At 62.5% G+C, this 17,227-nt stretch carries 17 protein-coding genes; 11 read left to right on the top strand and 6 right to left on the bottom strand.

Annotation, left to right across the window (positions count from 1 at the left end):
* Positions 1 to 16: 16 nt before the first annotated feature.
* From INF37_RS01080 to INF37_RS01070, 3 genes are all read right to left on the bottom strand, one after another.
* The gene (locus INF37_RS01080; protein ID WP_193535872.1) at positions 17 to 1,231 is read right to left on the bottom strand and encodes a BTAD domain-containing putative transcriptional regulator; all 1,215 of its coding nucleotides are present in this window, start codon (positions 1,229 to 1,231) and stop codon (positions 17 to 19) included.
* Positions 1,232 to 1,419: 188 nt separating this feature from the next.
* Positions 1,420 to 2,037 (bottom strand): TatD family nuclease-associated radical SAM protein, encoded by a 618-nt coding sequence (locus INF37_RS01075; RefSeq protein WP_193535870.1) that lies wholly within the window; start codon positions 2,035 to 2,037, stop codon positions 1,420 to 1,422.
* 48 nt (positions 2,038 to 2,085) lie between these two features.
* A complete protein-coding gene (locus INF37_RS01070; protein ID WP_101692372.1) occupies positions 2,086 to 2,856 on the bottom strand; it encodes a TatD family hydrolase in 771 nt (256 codons plus the stop codon).
* A gap of 105 nt (positions 2,857 to 2,961) precedes the next feature.
* Here INF37_RS01070 and INF37_RS01065 point away from each other — a divergent pair, with 105 nt between their 5' ends.
* Complete coding sequence (locus INF37_RS01065; protein WP_193535868.1) at positions 2,962 to 3,918, top strand: hypothetical protein; 957 nt, start codon at positions 2,962 to 2,964, stop codon at positions 3,916 to 3,918.
* Between the two features lie 81 nt (positions 3,919 to 3,999).
* On the opposite strand, the gene INF37_RS01060 is transcribed toward INF37_RS01065, so the two are convergent.
* Positions 4,000 to 4,944 (bottom strand): NAD(P)-dependent oxidoreductase, encoded by a 945-nt coding sequence (locus tag INF37_RS01060; RefSeq protein ID WP_193535866.1) that lies wholly within the window; start codon positions 4,942 to 4,944, stop codon positions 4,000 to 4,002.
* A gap of 411 nt (positions 4,945 to 5,355) precedes the next feature.
* Between INF37_RS01060 and INF37_RS01055 the strand changes: the two genes are divergently transcribed.
* The 5 genes from INF37_RS01055 to INF37_RS01035 all read left to right on the top strand — a co-directional run bounded on the left by INF37_RS01055 (position 5,356) and on the right by INF37_RS01035 (position 9,307).
* Entirely contained in the window at positions 5,356 to 5,592 is a 237-nt protein-coding gene (locus INF37_RS01055; protein ID WP_101692375.1) for a hypothetical protein, read from the top strand.
* A gap of 88 nt (positions 5,593 to 5,680) precedes the next feature.
* A complete protein-coding gene (vanR, locus tag INF37_RS01050; protein ID WP_186963128.1) occupies positions 5,681 to 6,370 on the top strand; it encodes a VanR-ABDEGLN family response regulator transcription factor in 690 nt (229 codons plus the stop codon).
* A 94-nt stretch (positions 6,371 to 6,464) separates the two neighbouring features.
* Entirely contained in the window at positions 6,465 to 7,985 is a 1,521-nt protein-coding gene (locus INF37_RS01045; protein WP_193535864.1) for a Mur ligase family protein, read from the top strand.
* Positions 7,972 to 8,811 (top strand): epoxyqueuosine reductase, encoded by an 840-nt coding sequence (locus INF37_RS01040; RefSeq protein ID WP_193535862.1) that lies wholly within the window; start codon positions 7,972 to 7,974, stop codon positions 8,809 to 8,811. Before INF37_RS01045 ends, INF37_RS01040 begins: the two co-directional genes overlap by 14 nt.
* A gap of 67 nt (positions 8,812 to 8,878) precedes the next feature.
* Positions 8,879 to 9,307, top strand: a complete 429-nt coding sequence (locus INF37_RS01035) for a CBS domain-containing protein (protein ID WP_101692379.1) — start codon at positions 8,879 to 8,881, stop codon at positions 9,305 to 9,307.
* Positions 9,308 to 9,319: 12 nt separating this feature from the next.
* Here INF37_RS01035 and INF37_RS01030 read toward each other — a convergent pair whose 3' ends face one another.
* Positions 9,320 to 10,360, bottom strand: coding sequence for a M42 family metallopeptidase (locus INF37_RS01030; RefSeq protein WP_101692380.1), 1,041 nt, complete (start codon positions 10,358 to 10,360; stop codon positions 9,320 to 9,322).
* A gap of 85 nt (positions 10,361 to 10,445) precedes the next feature.
* Between INF37_RS01030 and ybaK the strand changes: the two genes are divergently transcribed.
* Together ybaK and INF37_RS01020 are read left to right on the top strand one after the other, a co-directional pair.
* Positions 10,446 to 10,922, top strand: coding sequence for a Cys-tRNA(Pro) deacylase (gene ybaK, locus INF37_RS01025; RefSeq protein ID WP_101692381.1), 477 nt, complete (start codon positions 10,446 to 10,448; stop codon positions 10,920 to 10,922).
* 145 nt (positions 10,923 to 11,067) lie between these two features.
* The gene (locus INF37_RS01020) at positions 11,068 to 13,224 is read left to right on the top strand and encodes a YcdB/YcdC domain-containing protein (RefSeq protein WP_193535860.1); all 2,157 of its coding nucleotides are present in this window, start codon (positions 11,068 to 11,070) and stop codon (positions 13,222 to 13,224) included.
* 79 nt (positions 13,225 to 13,303) lie between these two features.
* Here the strand turns inward: INF37_RS01020 and INF37_RS01015 are convergent, their stop codons facing one another.
* A complete protein-coding gene (locus INF37_RS01015) occupies positions 13,304 to 14,248 on the bottom strand; it encodes a putative ABC transporter permease (RefSeq protein WP_193535858.1) in 945 nt (314 codons plus the stop codon).
* Positions 14,249 to 14,419: 171 nt separating this feature from the next.
* On the opposite strand from INF37_RS01015, the gene INF37_RS01010 reads away from it, so the two are divergent.
* The 3 genes from INF37_RS01010 (at position 14,420) to INF37_RS01000 (ending at position 17,208) form a co-directional block, all read left to right on the top strand.
* Positions 14,420 to 15,214 (top strand): DUF4358 domain-containing protein, encoded by a 795-nt coding sequence (locus tag INF37_RS01010; protein ID WP_193535856.1) that lies wholly within the window; start codon positions 14,420 to 14,422, stop codon positions 15,212 to 15,214.
* 145 nt (positions 15,215 to 15,359) lie between these two features.
* Positions 15,360 to 15,845, top strand: coding sequence for a MarR family winged helix-turn-helix transcriptional regulator (locus tag INF37_RS01005; protein ID WP_101692385.1), 486 nt, complete (start codon positions 15,360 to 15,362; stop codon positions 15,843 to 15,845).
* A complete protein-coding gene (locus INF37_RS01000; protein ID WP_193535854.1) occupies positions 15,826 to 17,208 on the top strand; it encodes an MATE family efflux transporter in 1,383 nt (460 codons plus the stop codon). Before INF37_RS01005 ends, INF37_RS01000 begins: the two co-directional genes overlap by 20 nt.
* Positions 17,209 to 17,227 lie beyond the last annotated feature (19 nt).

The raw sequence follows: 17,227 nt of genomic DNA, 5'->3' as shown, positions 1-17,227 counted from the left end.
CCGGCTCCTTTTTCGCTCACGCCATCTCCAGCTCCCGGATGCGGTAGGAGATCTTGAGGAAGCTGCGCCGGTGCTGCCGGTAGAAGGCAGCGACGATCCGCTCCATAACCATGGTGGAATCCTCAAAATTGGCCGCAGGCAGCATCACGACATACTGTGCCCCGCTGTACCGGGAGACCACGTCCCCCCGCCGCAGGCCATTGGTGAGGATGGCAAGAAGCTGATCCATCGTGTTGTTGAGCGCCCCCAGTTCCGGCATTCCGCCTCCAGGCAGAGAGACCGTCAGAAGCGCCAGATGGACGCAGGTCCCGTTGCGGGCAGCCCGGCGGGCCTCCAGACGGTAGGCCTCCCGGAAGAAGCCGTATTCGCACACAAAGGCACCGGGACGGATGGCAGTCTCCTTCAGGCTCTGCTGAATGACCGCCAGATCGGTCTCCAGGCTCTTTTCCGTGTCCATAATGGCGGTATAGAGATCCCGCAGCTCGGCCGAGGGCGTGACGCCCAAACTCCGGTAGAGCAGATCGGTGGCCATCTCATAGCGCTCCAGCGCGGCGGCATCCCGTCCCTGCTTCACCAGAGAGCGCACCACCAGGATGTGAAGCCCCTCGTCCAGGGGATCCAGCTCGCTGGCACGGCTGCACAGGGCGGTCATCTCTTCAAACTGCTCGTGCTTTTCCAGAAGGGCGGCATACTCCTTCACCGCCCGGACAAAAAGGGCGTGGTAGTGGGTGGACAGGGGGATCACCCACATATGGTTTTCCTGCTTGGGCAGGAAATCCCCTTTGTACAGTTCGGCAGCCTCCCGGTAACAGGCCATCCGCTCCTCATCGCTCCGGTCTTTCTCCTGGGCGCGCAGGCACAGTTCTTCAAAGCGGTCGGCGTCCACCACGCACTCGATCTCCCGGTTCCAGGAGTAAGAGCCGCGCTGGGACAGGATCGGGGGCATATCGCTGGGAAACAGGGGCTCGAGCATGGCACGAACCCGGTAGAGCAGGGTTTTCAGCGCATTGACGGGATTGGAGCTGTTCTCTTCCGGCCAGAACAGTTCGATCAGCTCCGACTGGGATACATTCCGATCCCGGTGTATGATCAGATAGCAAAGGACATTCCAAGGTTTCTGCGAGCGATTGATCTCATCGGTCAGGAGATTTCCATCTACCTCTATACCGAAACCGCCCAGCATAGAGACCGAGACAGACATCCGTTTCGGTACGGCGGCTGGCTGTTTCATGTGACGTTCCTCCCTTACTTTGGGACAAAGCGTGCGGCTGACATATCCTCTTTCTTCTCTTGTATGTACGTATGATTCGTTCCATTCACACACACGCGTGGCATGATACAACTATCATTATATCAGCTTTTCCCCGAAAAAGGTAGTGCTTTTCCCACTTTAAAACGCCAAAATATGGCGGTATACCCTTACTCAGGGATGTACGCTCTGACCCGGAGCCGGGCGCCCAGACTCTCGGCCAGCGTGCGGCAGCGCTGGATCTCCTCCGGCGTCTTGTCCTTATCCACAATGGTCATGACTACATGGGGCACATACGCCGTAGCCCGGCGGGTGAAGTCCAGCATGGCCTCCCAGCCCTGCACTCCATCCTTGGGCTGGGTCACGGCACAGTACTCCTCCGCCGTGGAGCCGTTGAGGGAGATGGATACCGTGTCGATCCGCCCCGCCAGATCCGCCGTCACATCCCGGCCCTGGATCAGGTTGGCATGTCCATTCGTGTTGATGCGCACCGGGGGAAGTCCGGGGACCTCCTCCTTCAGCCGGTCCACCAGCCACAGGATATCGTCGGTGCGGAACATGGGCTCTCCAAAGCCGCAGAATACCAGCTCCCGATAGGAGGGGAGATCCCGTTTCCGCAGGTCATCCAGAGCCTCCTCCCGGGTGGGCTCGTGCTCCAGCCACAGGTCGTCGGCGTAGATGCTCCCCTTGTGCCCGTTGTGGCGCAGGCAGAAGACACAGGCGCAGTCGCAGCGGTTGGTAAGGTTGACGTAGAGCGCGCCTTCATATTCATAAGATATGGTCATCATACAGATTAACTCCCTTCGATCCGGCCCCTGGGGCCGTCATGGTGCCTCTTATGCCTCGAGACGGAAAAAGCGTCTTCCGTTTTCCGTTGTGATGCGGGCCACTTCTTCGGTGCTCAAACCCTTGATCTGGGCCACGGTCTCCGCCATGCGGTAGAGGTAGCCCGAGTCGCACCGCCGCCCCCGGAAGGGCTCCGGCGTCATATAGGGCGCGTCGGTCTCCAGCATGATGTGCTCCAGAGGCAGCCACTCCAGCACCTCCAGCGCACGCCGGGCCTTTTTAAAGGTGATGTTCCCGGTGAAGGAGAGCATCCACCCCATCCGGACCAGGATCTTGGCCTCCTCCACGCTGCCCGCATAGCAGTGGAACACGCCCCGGGCATTGGGGTGGGCCCGGGCAATATCCAGGCAGTCCTGGTGGGCGTCCCGGTCGTGTACGATGGCGGGGAGGTCCAGCTCCTCCGCCAGGGAGAGCTGCGCGTCATAGAACTCCCGCTCCTTGGCCCGTCCCTCCGGGTCCTTCACCCAGTAGTAGTCCAGTCCGATCTCGCCGATGGCCTTCACCCGGGGATGGGCCGCCAGGGTGCGGATGGCATCCAGATCCGCCAGGGAGACCCCCTCCAGATTTTCCGGGTGGTACCCCACCGCGGCGTAGAGGAAGGGATAGCGCTCCGCCAACTCCACCGCAAAGCGAGATGTCTCCAGATCACAGCCCGGATTGACCACCAGCTCTACCCCCCGCTCTGCAAGGCCCTCCAGGACCTGGTGACGGTCGGCGTCAAACGCATCGCTGTCATAATGGGCATGAGTGTCAAAATACATGTTCTCCGACCTCTCTTGTCAAAAATCATACGGGGGCGTCTAGTGTTTTTTACCTTTGTTTATGATACAATGATTTTTACTCGAATGCAAGGGAGCGAATCTGTCATGTCTGCTGCAACCAGTTCACTTACCGCCGCCTTTTCCGCCTTTGCGCGGGAGGGCGGTTATCTGCTCCGGGACAACCGGATCTACGGCGCCTGCCGCCGGTATCCCTTTGAGGCCGCACTGGCCTCCCACGGCCGGGGCGCCGTGTGCTTTTTCTTTCGGATCAACGGCATTTTATCCACCGATCGGCTGAAATCTCTGCGGGAGACTCTGGGCCAGGGCTGGACCATCGGCGTGGTCTCTTCCGGCACATACAGTCTCACCTACAAGCCCACCCGGGAGCAGAGTGAAAGTCCTGATTTTGCCGGGGCCGTGGAGCACATGGCCAAGGCCCTCCAGGCGGACCGCATCCCAGTCCCCGATACCTGTCCCCTCTGCCAGAAAGCGAGCTGTGACGCCCTGGCCAAAGTACAGGACTTTGGCTTTGGTCCCGTCCATCGCGCCTGTCTGCGCAAGGCGGAAAAGACGCTCCGTCCGGTACGCGCCTCCGGGAGCCGTGCTCTCGGCTTGATCGGCGCTCTTCTCGGCACTCTGGTCGGACTGATCCCGTCCATATTCACCATTGTGCTCCTGGACCGGGTCTTTCTGCTGGCCTATGCCATCCCGCCGCTGTGCGCTTTCCAGGGGTATAAGCTTCTGCATGGGCGGATGGACCGCCACGCCCCGCTGGTGACCGCCGCCCTCTTCTCCCTGGCCGCCACCCTGCTCCTGGGACTGGGGCACTGTGCCTATGCGGCGCAGGGCCTCTCCGCCCCCGCACAGCTGCTGGAGCTCTGGTCCGCCCGCTATGGCCTGGGTGAGCTGCTCAAAGAGCTGCTCGTCTGGGTCTTTGGCAGCTGGCTGGCCTGGGGGCAGTTCAGCCGTTCCTCCGGCTATGCCGCCCACTCCATCCAGACCTCTCTGGATACCATGACCGACCGAAACGGCAAGGCACTGGCCTCCTCCAAGCGCGCCTGATCGTATCTGTTCCCCATCCAAGCCCATGATTTGACATGGACCGGCGTGGCCCTCTGAGCCGCGCCGGTCCATTTGATTTTCTCAGCAGACCACATGAATGGGGCTGCCGGCCAGCCAGGCCCGCAGGTTTTCACAGACCAGGGCGGCCCGCTTCTCCATAGACTGCCCGGTGGCAAAGGCCACATGGGGCGTGGCCAGCACATGTCTGGCGCGCAGGAGGGGATGATCCTCGGGTACCGGCGGCTCCATCTCAAACACATCGATGCCCGCGCCGGCAATGCGTCCCTCGTTCAGGGCGTCGGCCAGGGCCTGGGAGTCCACCACGCTTCCCCGGGCGGTATTGATCAGCAGCGCGTTGGATTTCATCCGGCCGATGCGCTCGGCGTCCATCAGTCCTTTTGTCTCCTCTGTAGCCGGGACGTGGAGGGAGACGATGTCGCACTCGGACAGCAGGGTATCCAGATCCACCTGTTTGACCCCCGGCAGTGTCTTGGGGGAGCGGTTGTAGCCGTATACCTCACAGCCAAAGGCGTTGGCGATGGCGGCCACCCGGCTGCCGATGGCACCCAGGCCGACCACGCCGAACTTCTTTCCCTCCAGCTCAAAGCCCACCAGTCCGTTCTTGGTCCCGCCCCGGCGGACCACCTCGTCACAGGCGCCCAGGTTCCGGCCCAGCGCGATCACCATACCGAACACCAGGTCCGCCACGGCCACCGTCGAATAGCCGGCACAGTTGGACACGGTGATCCCCCGCTCCCGGCAATAGGCGAGATCCACATGGTCCACACCGGTAAAGGCCACATTGATGTATTTCAGGTTGGGGCAGTGCTCCATGACCTCCCTGCGGTATGGAAAATTGGACAGGATCACCGCGTCGGCCTCTCTGGACCGCTCGATCAGGGTGGGCACGTCCTCCGCACGGGTATCGTAGGCCACGACCTCCATCCGGCCGTCCACCGCTTTTTCTACCATGTCCAGCAGCTTTTCCTGCTCAATCCCCAGAGGTTCCAACACCATCAGCTTCATCGCATATCGCTCCTTCCGCCCCATATTAACTCGGTCGTTCTGTTGTCTGCCGGTTGGCCCGGCGGGGTCCATTATAGGCCTTTTTTTCTTCCCCCGCAAGCGGCAGAGCTTCCGCCCATTACGCCGCGTCAGACAGCTCCTCCCGCGCCTCCTGTTCACTGTCCGCCGAGAAACAGAATCGCCCGGCATGGTCATATACCTCCACATGTCCGCAGACCCATCGAAATTCGTAATACATCAGGAGACGCCCCTTTCTGTTCTGAGAAGTTGTCTTTAGCATACGCCTCCTACAGTCCATTAAACCGGACTCTGACACGCATGTTCCGGTTTTAGACTTTTTTAATCCTTTCTTTACCGCCCTTTCAGGCTTGCGCGGTATACTGGACCCAACCCGAGAAAGGAGCGATAGCGATGTTGACACTCACACTATGTACGGCGGCCCTCTTTCTTCTGGCCCTGATCGGTCTGGTCCTTGTGGCGGTAGGCCTGCCCTTTGCGGTCCTCTTTTTTGCACTGCTTCCCCTGGCGCTGCTGCCGGTGGGGGCGGTCATGCTGCTTTTGGGCCTGCTCCGCACACCCCGGCAGGCAGAACGGATCCTGCCCGGACTGGTGGTGTTTCTTTTGGGTCTGGCTCTGCTCTACCATTAACTTTTTCTTACGTTTCCCCCCACTTCTTGACTTGTGTCCCGGCAGACGGGTATAATGTCGATACGATTTCTGAGAAGGGGGAGTGCCCATGGAAACCCATATTCTGGTGGTGGACGACGAGCCGGAGATTGCCGATCTGGTGGAGGTCTATCTCCAGAGCGAGGGCTTTACCATCCACAAATGCGGCAGCGGCACCGCCGCGCTGGAGGTGGTGCGCTCCGTCCCCCTGGATCTGGCTATTCTGGACGTGATGCTCCCCGATATCTCCGGCTTTACCCTTTGCAGCGAGATCCGCAAGGAACACCATTTCCCCGTGCTCATGCTCACGGCCAAGGTGGAGGACTCGGACAAGATCACCGGGCTGACCATCGGCGCGGACGACTACATCACCAAGCCCTTTAACCCCCTGGAGCTCATCGCCCGGGTCAAGGCCCAGCTCCGGCGCTATACCCGTTACAACGAGACCGACAAGAGCGCCGGGGAGGTCATCGACTTCAACGGTCTGGTCATCAACCGCTCCACCCATGAGTGCTGGCTCTACGACCAGCCTCTGGTGCTCACCCCCATCGAGTTTGACATCCTTTGGATGCTCTGTGAGAACCGGGGACAAGTCATCTCAGCGGAAAAACTCTTTGAGTCGGTCTGGAAGGAGAAGTATCTGGACCGGAACAACACGGTCATGGTCCACATCCGCCGCCTTCGGGAGAAGATGGGGGAGCCCTCCCGCAATCCCCGTTTCATCAAGACGGTGTGGGGCGTGGGCTACAAAATCGACTGATATAACAGGCGGAGCCGGGACGGCTTCGCCTTTTCTTTTGCCGGTGGGTATGCTAAGATATACAGATACCGAATCTACACGGGTGGTGACCGATATGCAACGACCCCGCCTTCCGCTGGGCGATTACTATCAGCTTCTTCTTCAGCACGGCCTGCTGGCCGGCGACGCGCCTCTTCCCACCGTTCTGGAGCGCACGGTGGAACTGGTCTCCTGCGACTCCCAGAAGGTGATTCCAGGCACCCTCTTTCTCTGCAAGGGTGCGGCCTTCAAGGGACAATATCTGGCCGACGCCATACAGCGCGGGGCCTTTGCCTATGTGAGCGAGCGCCCCTATGAGGAGGGGGGAGATGTCCCCTGCATTCTGGTCCGGGACATCCGCACCGCCATGGGCCTGCTGGCCGACCACTCCCACGGCCATCCCTCCGGCCGCCTTACCATCACCGGGATCACCGGTACCAAGGGCAAGACCACCACGGCCTACTATATCAAATCCATTGTGGACGCCTGGCGGACCGGGCAGGGCCTGCGGGAGAGCGCCATCCTCTCCACCATCGTCACCGACGACGGGCTGGAGCGCCGCCCCGCCAAGCTCACCACTCCGGAGCCTCTGGATCTCCAGCGGCACCTCCTCAACGCGGTGACCGCCGGGAGCGAGTATGTGACCATGGAGTTCTCCAGCCAGGCCCTCAAATACGGCCGGGTCATCGGGGTGGATCTGGCCTGCGCGGTGTTCCTCAACATCGGTGAGGACCACATCTCCCCGGTGGAGCACCCCGATTGGGCGGACTATTTTGCCTCCAAACTTCTCATCTTCCGGCAGGCCCGTACCGCCTGTATCAACCTGGACTGTGACCACGCCGCGGACGTGCAGGAGGCCGCCTCCGTCTGCCAGCGGGTGGTGACCTTCTCCCAGCGCTCCGCTGACGCCGACGTCTATGCCGGCGACGTGCGCAAGGTGGGCCACACCATCCGCTTCCACGTGCGCACTCCCCGGTACGAGGGGGAGCTCACCCTGGGCATGCCCGGCCTCTTCAATGTGGAGAACGCTCTGGCCGCCGTGGCGGTGGCCGAGGCCTACGACATCCCCATGGAGGCGGTGGAGCAGGGTCTCCGCCAGGCCGCCGTGCCCGGCCGGATGGAGCACTATGTCTCGGCAGACGGGCAGGTCTCGGTCATCGTGGACTATGCCCACAACGGCATGAGTCTGGAGTACCTCCTCCGCTCCGCCCGGACCGAGTATCCGGGGCGGGAGCTCACCGTCCTCTTCGGCTGCACCGGCGGCAAAGGCATCGACCGCCGGGAGGGCATGGGGACGGCCGCCGGAGCCCTGGCCGACCGTATCCTGCTCACCGAGGACGATCCCGGCCCCGAGGAGGTCACCGACATCTGCGCCGACATCCAGCGCTATCTCACCCCCTTCGGCAAGGTGGGGGAGGTCATCCCCGACCGGGGGGAGGCCATCTCCCGGGCCATCCTGAACTGCCATACCCCGGCGGTGGTGGTCCTGGCCGGAAAGGGCTGCGAGCACCTGCAAAAGCGGCGCAACGGCCCGGAGCCCTGCGTCCCGGACGGCCTGCTGGCCCAGCAGGTGCTGGACCGCTATGACCGGGGCTGAGCTGAGCGCCGCCTTTGCGGCGGCCGGTGCGGCGGGCTGGGGCCATGTGGCCTATGAGCGGCTGCTCCCCGCCATGAGCCGGGAGGCGCGGGACCGGGCAGAAAACCTGTGTCCCGGCGCTCAAAGCGTTCTGGTGGCCGCTTTCCCGTACTACGCCGGGCGGACGCCGGGCAATCTCTCCCTCTACGCCCGGGGGCGGGATTACCATCTGGTGATTACCGAGGCACTGACCACAATCTGTCATATGCTGGAGGAAAAATACGGATCGTATCGTTTTGTGCCCGGTGCGGACAACTCCCCCCTCCCGGAGCGGGAGGCCGCCCGCCTGGCTGGGCTGGGCATGATCGGGCGGCACGGCCTGGTGATCCTGCCGCCCTACGGCAGCTGGATCTTCCTGGGCACCATCCTCACCGATCTGGACCTTTCCCTCCCACCCGCTTTGCCCAGCGGGGGATGTATGGCGTGCGGCAAATGCCTCTCTGCCTGTCCCGGCGGCGCGCTGCGGGGAGATTCCTTTGATCCGGAGCGCTGCCTCTCCCACCTCACCCAGAAAAAGGGAGCGCTTCCACCGGAACAGGAGGCCCTGGTAGCCGCCCACCCGCTCATCTGGGGATGCGACGTGTGCCAGCTGGTCTGTCCCCACAACGCCGGAGCCGTGGAGACCCCGCTCGCCCCTTTCCGGGAGGATCGGCTCGATTCTCTCACCAGCGAGGCGGTGGAAGGCCTCACCAACCGGCAGTTCCGGGAGGCCTACGGAGAACGGGCCTTTGCCTGGCGGGGCCCGGCCGTCCTGCGGCGCAATTTAGCCCTGCAAAAAAAGAAGTGACAAACGCATAACCGCCGCCTGTTCTGGCGATACTCAGGTATCAAACACCAGAAAAGGCGGCGGTTTTATGTTGGTACGTGATTTGATGAATCCCCATGTGGTCTCCATCACCCCCGTGGAGAGCGCGGCCCTGGCGGCCCGGCTGCTCTCCCGGTATGATCTGGGGGCCCTGCCGGTGTGTCAGAACGACGGACGGCTCAAGGGCATGGTGACCGACCGGGACCTGGTCCTCCGGTGTCTGGCCCCCGGCGAGAATCCGGAGCGCCTGCCGGTAGGGGACATCATGACCCGCTCCTGCGCCTGGGTCAGTCCCAATGCCGACGTGCGGGAGGCCGCATCGGTCATGGCAGCGGCCCAGGTGCGGCGGCTGCCGGTGGTGGAGGACCGCCGGGTGGTGGGCATGGTCTCCCTGGGCGACCTGGCACGCAGCCGCACCTGCGATATGGAGGCGGGGGCGGCTCTGGCCAACATCTCCCAGGGCGTGCGCCGGGTATAGGGGTGCGGGCCGTTACTGGCAGTCCAGGTAGCGCTCCACCAGGGCCATGGTTCCCAGCATGGCCTCCAGATGGGTGCGCTCCATGCCGTGGGAGGCCTGCACTCCGGGACCGATCAAGGCGGCAGGGGCATCCAGGCCGGACTTCCAGGCCACCGCCACATCGGAGGAGTAGTGGGGGTAGACGTCCAGCACGGCGGGAATGCCGTTCTCTTTGGCCAGAGAGACCAGGCGGCTCACCATCCCGTAATCAAAGGGACCGGAGCTGTCGGCGGCACAGATGGAGACATGGTACTCGTCGCAGTTCAGGTCGGCCCCCACGCAGCCCATATCCACGGCCAGCAGCTCCTCCAGATCGGGGGAGAAGGTGGCCCCGCCGTGGCCCAGCTCCTCATAGACGGTAAAGGTCACCTCCACATTGCAGCGGGGGCGCTTGCCGCTCTCCTTCATCCAGCGCAGCAGGGTGAGCAGGATGGACACGCTCCCCTTGTCGTCGATGAAGCGGGACTTGAGGAAGCCGCTGTCGGTAAAGACCGTCTTGGGATCGTAGCAGATATAGTCCCCCACCTCGATGCCCAGGGCGCGCACATCCTCGGCAGAGTGCACCTTCTCATCCACCCGGACGTACATATTCTGCTCGTCCTGGGGCCGGGTGCGGGCGTCGTCAAAGACGTGGGCCGCCGGGGAGAGGGAGAGAATAGTACCGGTGTAGATCCGCCCGTCCCGGGTGTAGATCTTGCAGTACTCCCCGTGGAGAGAGGGAAGCACCGCGCCCCCCACCTTGGTGAACATCAGCTCTCCGGCGGGGGTAATGGCGCGCACCATCAGGCCCAGGGTGTCCACATGGGCGCAGATCCCGACGGTACGGGTCTGGTCCCGGCCCTCCACCAGGATGGTGAGGTTTCCCTTCTTGCTCCGGCGGGTCTCATATCCCATGGCCCGGGCCATCTGCTCGGCGGTCTCTACCGCCCGGGCGGTAAACCCGGTGGGGCTGTCCACCCCCAGGATGGCATGGGCGGTCTCCTTCAGACAGGGGATCATATGCTGAAAATCCATTTGAAACGTCTCCTTGCTTGTGGTATGGTAAAAAGCAGTTCCAGCATACCCCTATTCCAACGAAAAAGCAAGGAAGCGATCCATCATGGCAGAAGAAAAGACCAATGTCATGCGCCTTCTGGACCAGAAGAAGGTGCCCTATACCCCGCACCACTATGCCTCTCCCGACGGCGCGGTGGACGGCGTCACCGTGGCCGGGCTCATCGGCCGCGCCCCCGAACAGGTATTCAAGACCCTGGTGACCTGCGCCCCCTCCGGCGCCCACTATGTCTTTGTGGTCCCCGTCCTCCGGGAGCTGGATCTCAAGGCCGCGGCCAAGGCGGTGGGGGAGAAGTCCATCGCCATGCTCCGGCAGGCGGAGCTTCTCCCGCTTACGGGCTATGTGCACGGCGGCTGCTCTCCCCTGGGGATGAAAAAGCAGTTTCGCACCGTGCTGGATGCGAGCGCCCAAAGCCTGGAGACCATGGTGGTGAGCGCCGGGAAGATCGGCGCGCAGGTGGAGCTCCCGCCCGCGGAGCTGGCCCGGCTGGCCCGGGCCCAGTTCGCCCCCGTGGCAAAATAGTATACCCCCGCCTGAAGTCCCGGACCTGTCGTCCGGGACTTTTTCATAATTTGGAACTCTTTGGGTTTCTTTTCGTCTATCTCTATGATAGCATGGAGGTGAAAACCCCTGCAAAAACGGCAGACAACGGAAAAAGGAGGTACTTATGAAAAAGCTGCTCTCTCTGCTGCTCTGTGCCGCACTGCTGACCGGAGCTGCCCTGCCCGCGCTGGCGGCGGAGGACTCTGCCGACGCCCAGCTGGCCCGGGTGACCCAGGCCGTCAAGTCCACACTGGATCTGGACACGGAATGCTACACATCCTTCCACGGGGAACGGCAGGAACAGACCCTCGCCACCCTCTGGTCCCTCTACTGGGAGGGGGAGGAGGGCTCTCTCGCCGTCAGCGCCCTGGAGGACGGCACCATTGTGGAGTACCGGCTGGACACCCCGGAAGCAGAGCCCCTCTCCCAGAATTCCCTGCCCGCCTTTCCCGCTGGAGATCCGGCAGAGGCCCGAGCCTCCGCCCAGGCCTTCCTGGACCGGGTGCTGGACCCCACGTCAGAGTCGGTCACGCTGGAGGAACCGGCCACCCCGGACCGGTTGGACAGCGATTCCTACCGCTTTTCCGGCTCGGTCCTCCTCCACGACCTGCCTTCTCCGCTGCACTACTCTCTGACCGTCCGGGCGGAGGACCGTACGGTCACCCGCTTCTACCGGGATGTGCCTGAGATCCTCTTCCTGGGCAATGTGCCCTCTCCCGTCTCCCGGACCGATCTGGACAAAGCAAGCCAGGCCCTCCATGATACCCTGGAACTGCGTCTGGAATATGTGCGCCTCGAGGAAGAGGACTCCGCCGCTACACTGGTCTACCTGCCCGAGTCCAGCCACCGCTTCTACGTAGACGCCCAGACCGGCCGGCTCACCGATCTCACGGAGCTGGAGCGGGATATGTCTACCGCCGGCGGCGGCAGCAACGGCGATGCCGCCGCCCCGGAGGCCGCTCCGGACAAGGGGCTCTCCGAGGCCGAACAGGAGGGCATCCGCAAACTGGAGGGGGTTCTCTCCTCCGACGCGCTGGACCAGAAGCTGCGCTCTGTTCCCGCCTATGGTCTGGATCGCTATGAGCTGGTCTCCGCCGTCTTTTCCCTGGAGGAAGCACCGGAGAACCCGGAAAAGCCCGCGGTCCGCTGTGTCCTCCGGTACAGCCGCTCTGCCGACGCGGGCGTCTACTCCCGCACCTTTGTGGTCGACGCCCGTACCGGCGCGGTGCAGTCTCTCTTCTCCTCCCGCCCCTGGGAGGAAGAGCCCAGCCCCGCCCTCTCTCAGGAACAGGCCCTCCGCCGGGCCGAGGCCTTCCTGGCCGAGTTCTGCGGGGAGCGGGCCGATCATCTGGCCCTCTACCAGCCGGAGGAGGCCGGGGAGGAGGCACAAGCTGTCTACTCCTTCCAGTTTGCCCGTCAGGAAAATGGATACTTCTTCCCGGAACACTTCTACTCCCTGGAGATCGACGGAGAGGACGGCTCGGTGTGCGGCCTGTCCTTCTGCTATGACGAGGGGGTCACCTTCCCGCTTCCCGAGGATCTCTGCACGATGGAGGAGGCCCTGGCCATCTGGGCGGAGACCTATCCGGTGACCCTGGGCTATCTGCTGGTGCCCCAGACGCTGGATCCGTCTGACCCCGCCGCCCTGCGCCTGTCCCAGATGGGGTGGACCTCCTACTACACCCTGCGCCTGGGCTATACCATGGACCAGGAGGAGGCCTATCAGGGTGTCCATGCCGGGACCGGCGAGCTCATCCGCTTCGACTACACCAGTTCGAGCGACACCCTCACCTATGACGATCTGGAGGGCCACTGGGCCCGCGCCAGCATTGAGCGTCTGGCCCAGTACCGAGTGGGGTACGAGGGCGGTTCCTTCCGCCCGTCCCAAACTCTGACCCAGTGGGATCTGGTCTGTCTCCTGTTCAGTCTCCGCTATCGTCCCCTGGACCCGGCAAATGCCACCCCGGAAGAGCGAGACACCGCCTATTCCGCCGCCTACGAGCTGGGATTCCTCACCCGGGATCAGCGCTCCGAGGAAGCTATCCTCACCCGCGCCGACCTCATCCGCTGTCTGCTGGACGGCGCCGGATACGGTCCCGTGGCCCGTCTGGATGGGATCTTCACCTGCTCCTATCCCGACCGCGCCGCTATCCCTGCCGCCGATCTGGGCTATGCCGCCCTGGCCCAGGGTCTGGGTCTGGTGAGCGGCCCCTGGTCCGGGACCCGAAATGCCACCCGGGGCGAGGCTGCCGCCCTTCTCTGCCGCCTGATGGAGCGTTGATCTCACAAAATGACACAGCAAATGCGCCCGGCCCCTCGTCTGCGGGACCGGGCACATTTTATAAGTACGTATATTTCTCCTATGTATCCTCTTCGTCCTTTTTCCGCATGCCGCGGGCCCGTCTGCGCAGCTCCTCCAGAGCGGCGGCATACCGGGTGGAGGTCATATGGGGGAAGGCCCGCAGCAGACGCCGCTGGCCAAAGCCATAGGTGGAGAGCAGTTCCTCGTTGGCGGCCTTGAGCTCGGCCAGCGCGGCCTCCCGCCGTTTGAGAGCGGCCTCCCGGGCGATACGCCGGGCGGTCTGCTCCGCCTCCCGGGCCGCCAGACGCTCCGTGAGGTCCTCCCGAAGATCGGCACCCCGCTCAGCCAGGTCATCCCGCAGGTCATTCAGGTCCTCTTTCAGGTCGGCTCCCCGCTCAGAGAGGGAGAGGGTGGCGTCCGCCAGGTTCTCGCCCAGCTCGTTGGAGGCCGCCTTGATCCGGGCCGCCATCTCCTCCAACTGACGCAGACGCTTGTTCAGGCCAATCATGGAGGCCACCGTGGCGGACAGATCCACCGCCGTCAACACGAGGAACAGCACCAGAAGCACCAGCCCCACCGGACGGGGGATGTGCCGCACCAGCCCCATCACCGCCGGGTGGATCATATCCATGATGATCAAGCAGGCAAAGCCCCACAGCAGAGAGAAAAGGGGGCAGATATAGCCGTTGAGATTAAAGGGTTGGTCGGAGTAATCCCACCACTTTTGATGAAAGAGCTTTTCCAGCACAAACCCGGTCACCCACTCCAGCGCGCTGCACAGCACCACCGAGCAGAGGAAGAGCAGCAAGAAGCGCTCCCGCACCGGGGCCAGCAGGGAGGTCACCAACACCACGCCAAAGCCGTAGATCGGGCAGAGGGGGCCGTTGAGAAATCCGCGGTTGACAAATTTCCCGGTCCGCAGGGCCGCATAGCACACCTCACTGCACCACCCCAGAAAGGCGTACACAAAAAAATACCATAGAATCGGATAGATTTCCCGCATCACAATCTCCTTCTTTTGACTGGGGGACTGGCCCCCTGCTTTCAAAACCTGATAAAATTATTTTAACATATTTCTGCAGCGAACAGGGAACTTTTTTGTCCCGTCCCCGTCTAACTCTGCGACCAACTTTTCCGGCCCCTCTGCCGGAGGACACAAAGGAGATATAACGGTATGAAACAGCTCGGCACATTTGCTCTGGCCGCCGCCCTGACTGGCAGCCTTCTCACTCCCGCCCTGGCCGCAGGCTATGCGACCTCCATCACGGTCAACGGTACCGCGCTGGACACCTCCGCGCTTCCTGAGGCCCAGGGGCTTCCGCTCCGGCTGGTGGCTGAGGCCGATCACGGCTCCGCCTCCTGGTTCGCCGAGGAGAACTCCAGCTCCTTCTACTTCAGCAAGCACCGCGTGGAGGTCTCCTTCCAGGACGGCTCCATCACCGTGGACGACAACCTGGTGGAGGATGCCGTGGCGCAGGTCGTGGACGGCGTGACCTTTGTCCCCACCACCGTGCTGGACGGTCTGGACGGCATCACGCTGGAGGAGACTGAGGCCGGTGTGAGCATCACCACCCCCAACAACTCCCCCCTGGTCAAGCTGGCCTATGAAGTGGCCGACGCCGGCGGAGTTGGCTATGGCATGGCCGTGGACGCCGAGGGCCTGGACACCTATGGCATCCACAGCGACAGCTTCACGGAGGCGGCCGGCTTCTTCCCCATGATCACCTCCCCCGACACCATCATCATCGGCAAGCTGGCCGAGGGTAAGGAGGATCAGGCCAAGGCGGATCTGGAGGCCTATCGCCAGCAGCAGGAGGACACCTTCTCCTGGTATCTCTCCCAGAACCTCCCCAAGGTGCAGGACGCCCGCACGGTGGTGAAGGACGGCTATTTCCTCTTTGTAATCGCCGAGAACGCCGATGAGGCTGTGGCCGCCTTTGAGAGCGGACTGGCTGGCCTGGAGGGCTGATTCTCTCCAATTCCCTTTGCAGACTCTATCCTGCAACCTCCCACGCAGCTGCGTGGGAGGTTTTTTGCCTACTATTTGCTTGCGCAAGCAAATAGTCTTTGCTATAATAAGTCTGCTAAAACAGGGAGAAGGGGGGTGAACCGGGATGAAACTGATCAAATGGCTCTCGATTTCCGACCGGCACACCAAGATGTACCTGGACCGCTCGCTGGCTCCGCTGGGGTTAAACAGCAGCCAGCATATGTACGTCGTGAAAATCTGCGAGATGCCGGGGGTCACACAAGATCAATTCATGCACTTTTTTTATGTCCACCCCAGCAATGTGACCCGGGCTCTTTCCGCGTTGGAAAAGGCCGGCTTTCTCCGGCGGGAGTCCAACCCGGAAGACAAGCGCACCTGCCGGCTCTTTCCCACCCAGCGGGCCCTGGATGCCCGCCCCCAGATCCTCTCTCTGGTACGCCAGTGGCAGGAGCAGGTCATGGAGCCCTTTTCCCCGGAGGAGCGGGAGATCTTTCTGACCCTCCTCCAGCGTGTGGGGGAGCGGTCCGTCTCCCTCGCCGGGGCCGACTATGCCCTGGCCCCCATCAGTCTGATCGGAAAGGAAGAGGAATATGGAGAATCATCTCAGTAATCCACTGGGGTATGAGCCGCTGCCCAAACTGCTGCGCAGCTTCGCCGTCCCCAGCGTCATCGCCATGCTGGTCAGCTCTCTGTACAACATTGTGGACCAGATCTTCATTGGGCAGGGTGTGGGCTATCTGGGCAATGCGGCCACCAATGTGGCCTATCCCCTGACCACCATCTGTCTGGCCATCGCCCTGCTTATCGGCATCGGAAGTGCCTCCCGCTTTTCTCTCTCCCTGGGCGCAGGGGAGCCGGAGCAGGCCGCCCGGGTGGTGGGCAACGCCATCGCCATGATGGCGGTCCTGGGCATCCTCTATGCGCTGCTGGTAGAGCTCTTTCTGCACCCGCTTCTCCTGGCCTTCGGTGCCACGCCCGATGTCATGCCCTATGCCATCGAGTATACCCGGATCACGGCTCTGGGCATGCCCCTGCTCATCGTGACCAATGCCATGAGCAACCTGGCCCGGGCCGACGGCAGTCCCAAATACTCCATGACCTGTATGCTGGTGGGCGCGGTTATCAACACGATCCTGGACCCTATCTTCATTTTCGTGTTTCACCAGGGGGTGGCCGGCGCTGCCCTGGCCACGGTCATTGGTCAGTTCTTCTCCTTCCTGTTGGCTGTGCGCTATGCCTTCCGCTTCCAGCACATTAACCTGCGGCGGGAACACCTGCGCCTGAGCCTGAGTGAGAGCCTTCAGACCGCTTCTCTCGGCATGAGCAGCAGCCTCAACCAGGTGGCAATCACCTTTGTACAGATCGTCATCAACAACTCTCTGACCCACTACGGCGCCAGCTCGATCTATGGCACCGACATCCCCCTGGCCGCCTGCGGCATCGTGATGAAGACCAACGCCATCCTGCTGGCTGTCGTCATCGGGATCTCCCAGGGCTCCCAGCCCATCATTGGATTCAACTACGGCGCCAAGCAGTACGACCGGGTCCGTGGAATCTATCGCCTGGCCATCGGATGCAATCTGGTGGTCTCCCTGGTCGGCTTCCTTCTCTTCCAGTTCTGTCCCCGTCAGATCATCTCTATCTTTGGCAGCGGCAACGCGCTCTATTTTGAGTTTGCCGTCCGGTTTATGCGTATTTTCCTCTTTATGGTGCTGGTCAACGGGGTACAGATGCTCTCCTCCAGCTTCTTCTCGGCCATTGGAAAGCCGGTCAAGGGCCTGGTCCTCTCCATGACCCGGCAGGTCCTTTTCCTGATTCCGCTGCTGCTCCTTCTGCCTATCCTGATGGGCGGGATCGACGGCATTCTCTTTGCCGGACCGGTAGCCGACACGATGGCTTTTCTCACCACGGTATGTCTGGTCTCCCGGGAGATGAAGCGCATCCGGGGACTGGAAGCCCAGAATGCCGGATAAATCGCTCCAACTGTAATAA

It is taken from the genome of Pseudoflavonifractor gallinarum (assembly GCF_014982855.1).
GTDB classification, from domain to species: Bacteria; Bacillota; Clostridia; order Oscillospirales; family Oscillospiraceae; genus Pseudoflavonifractor_A; species Pseudoflavonifractor_A gallinarum.
The sequence above is the reverse complement of the archived record's forward strand: the minus strand, read 5'-3'. Positions and strand labels throughout refer to the sequence as shown.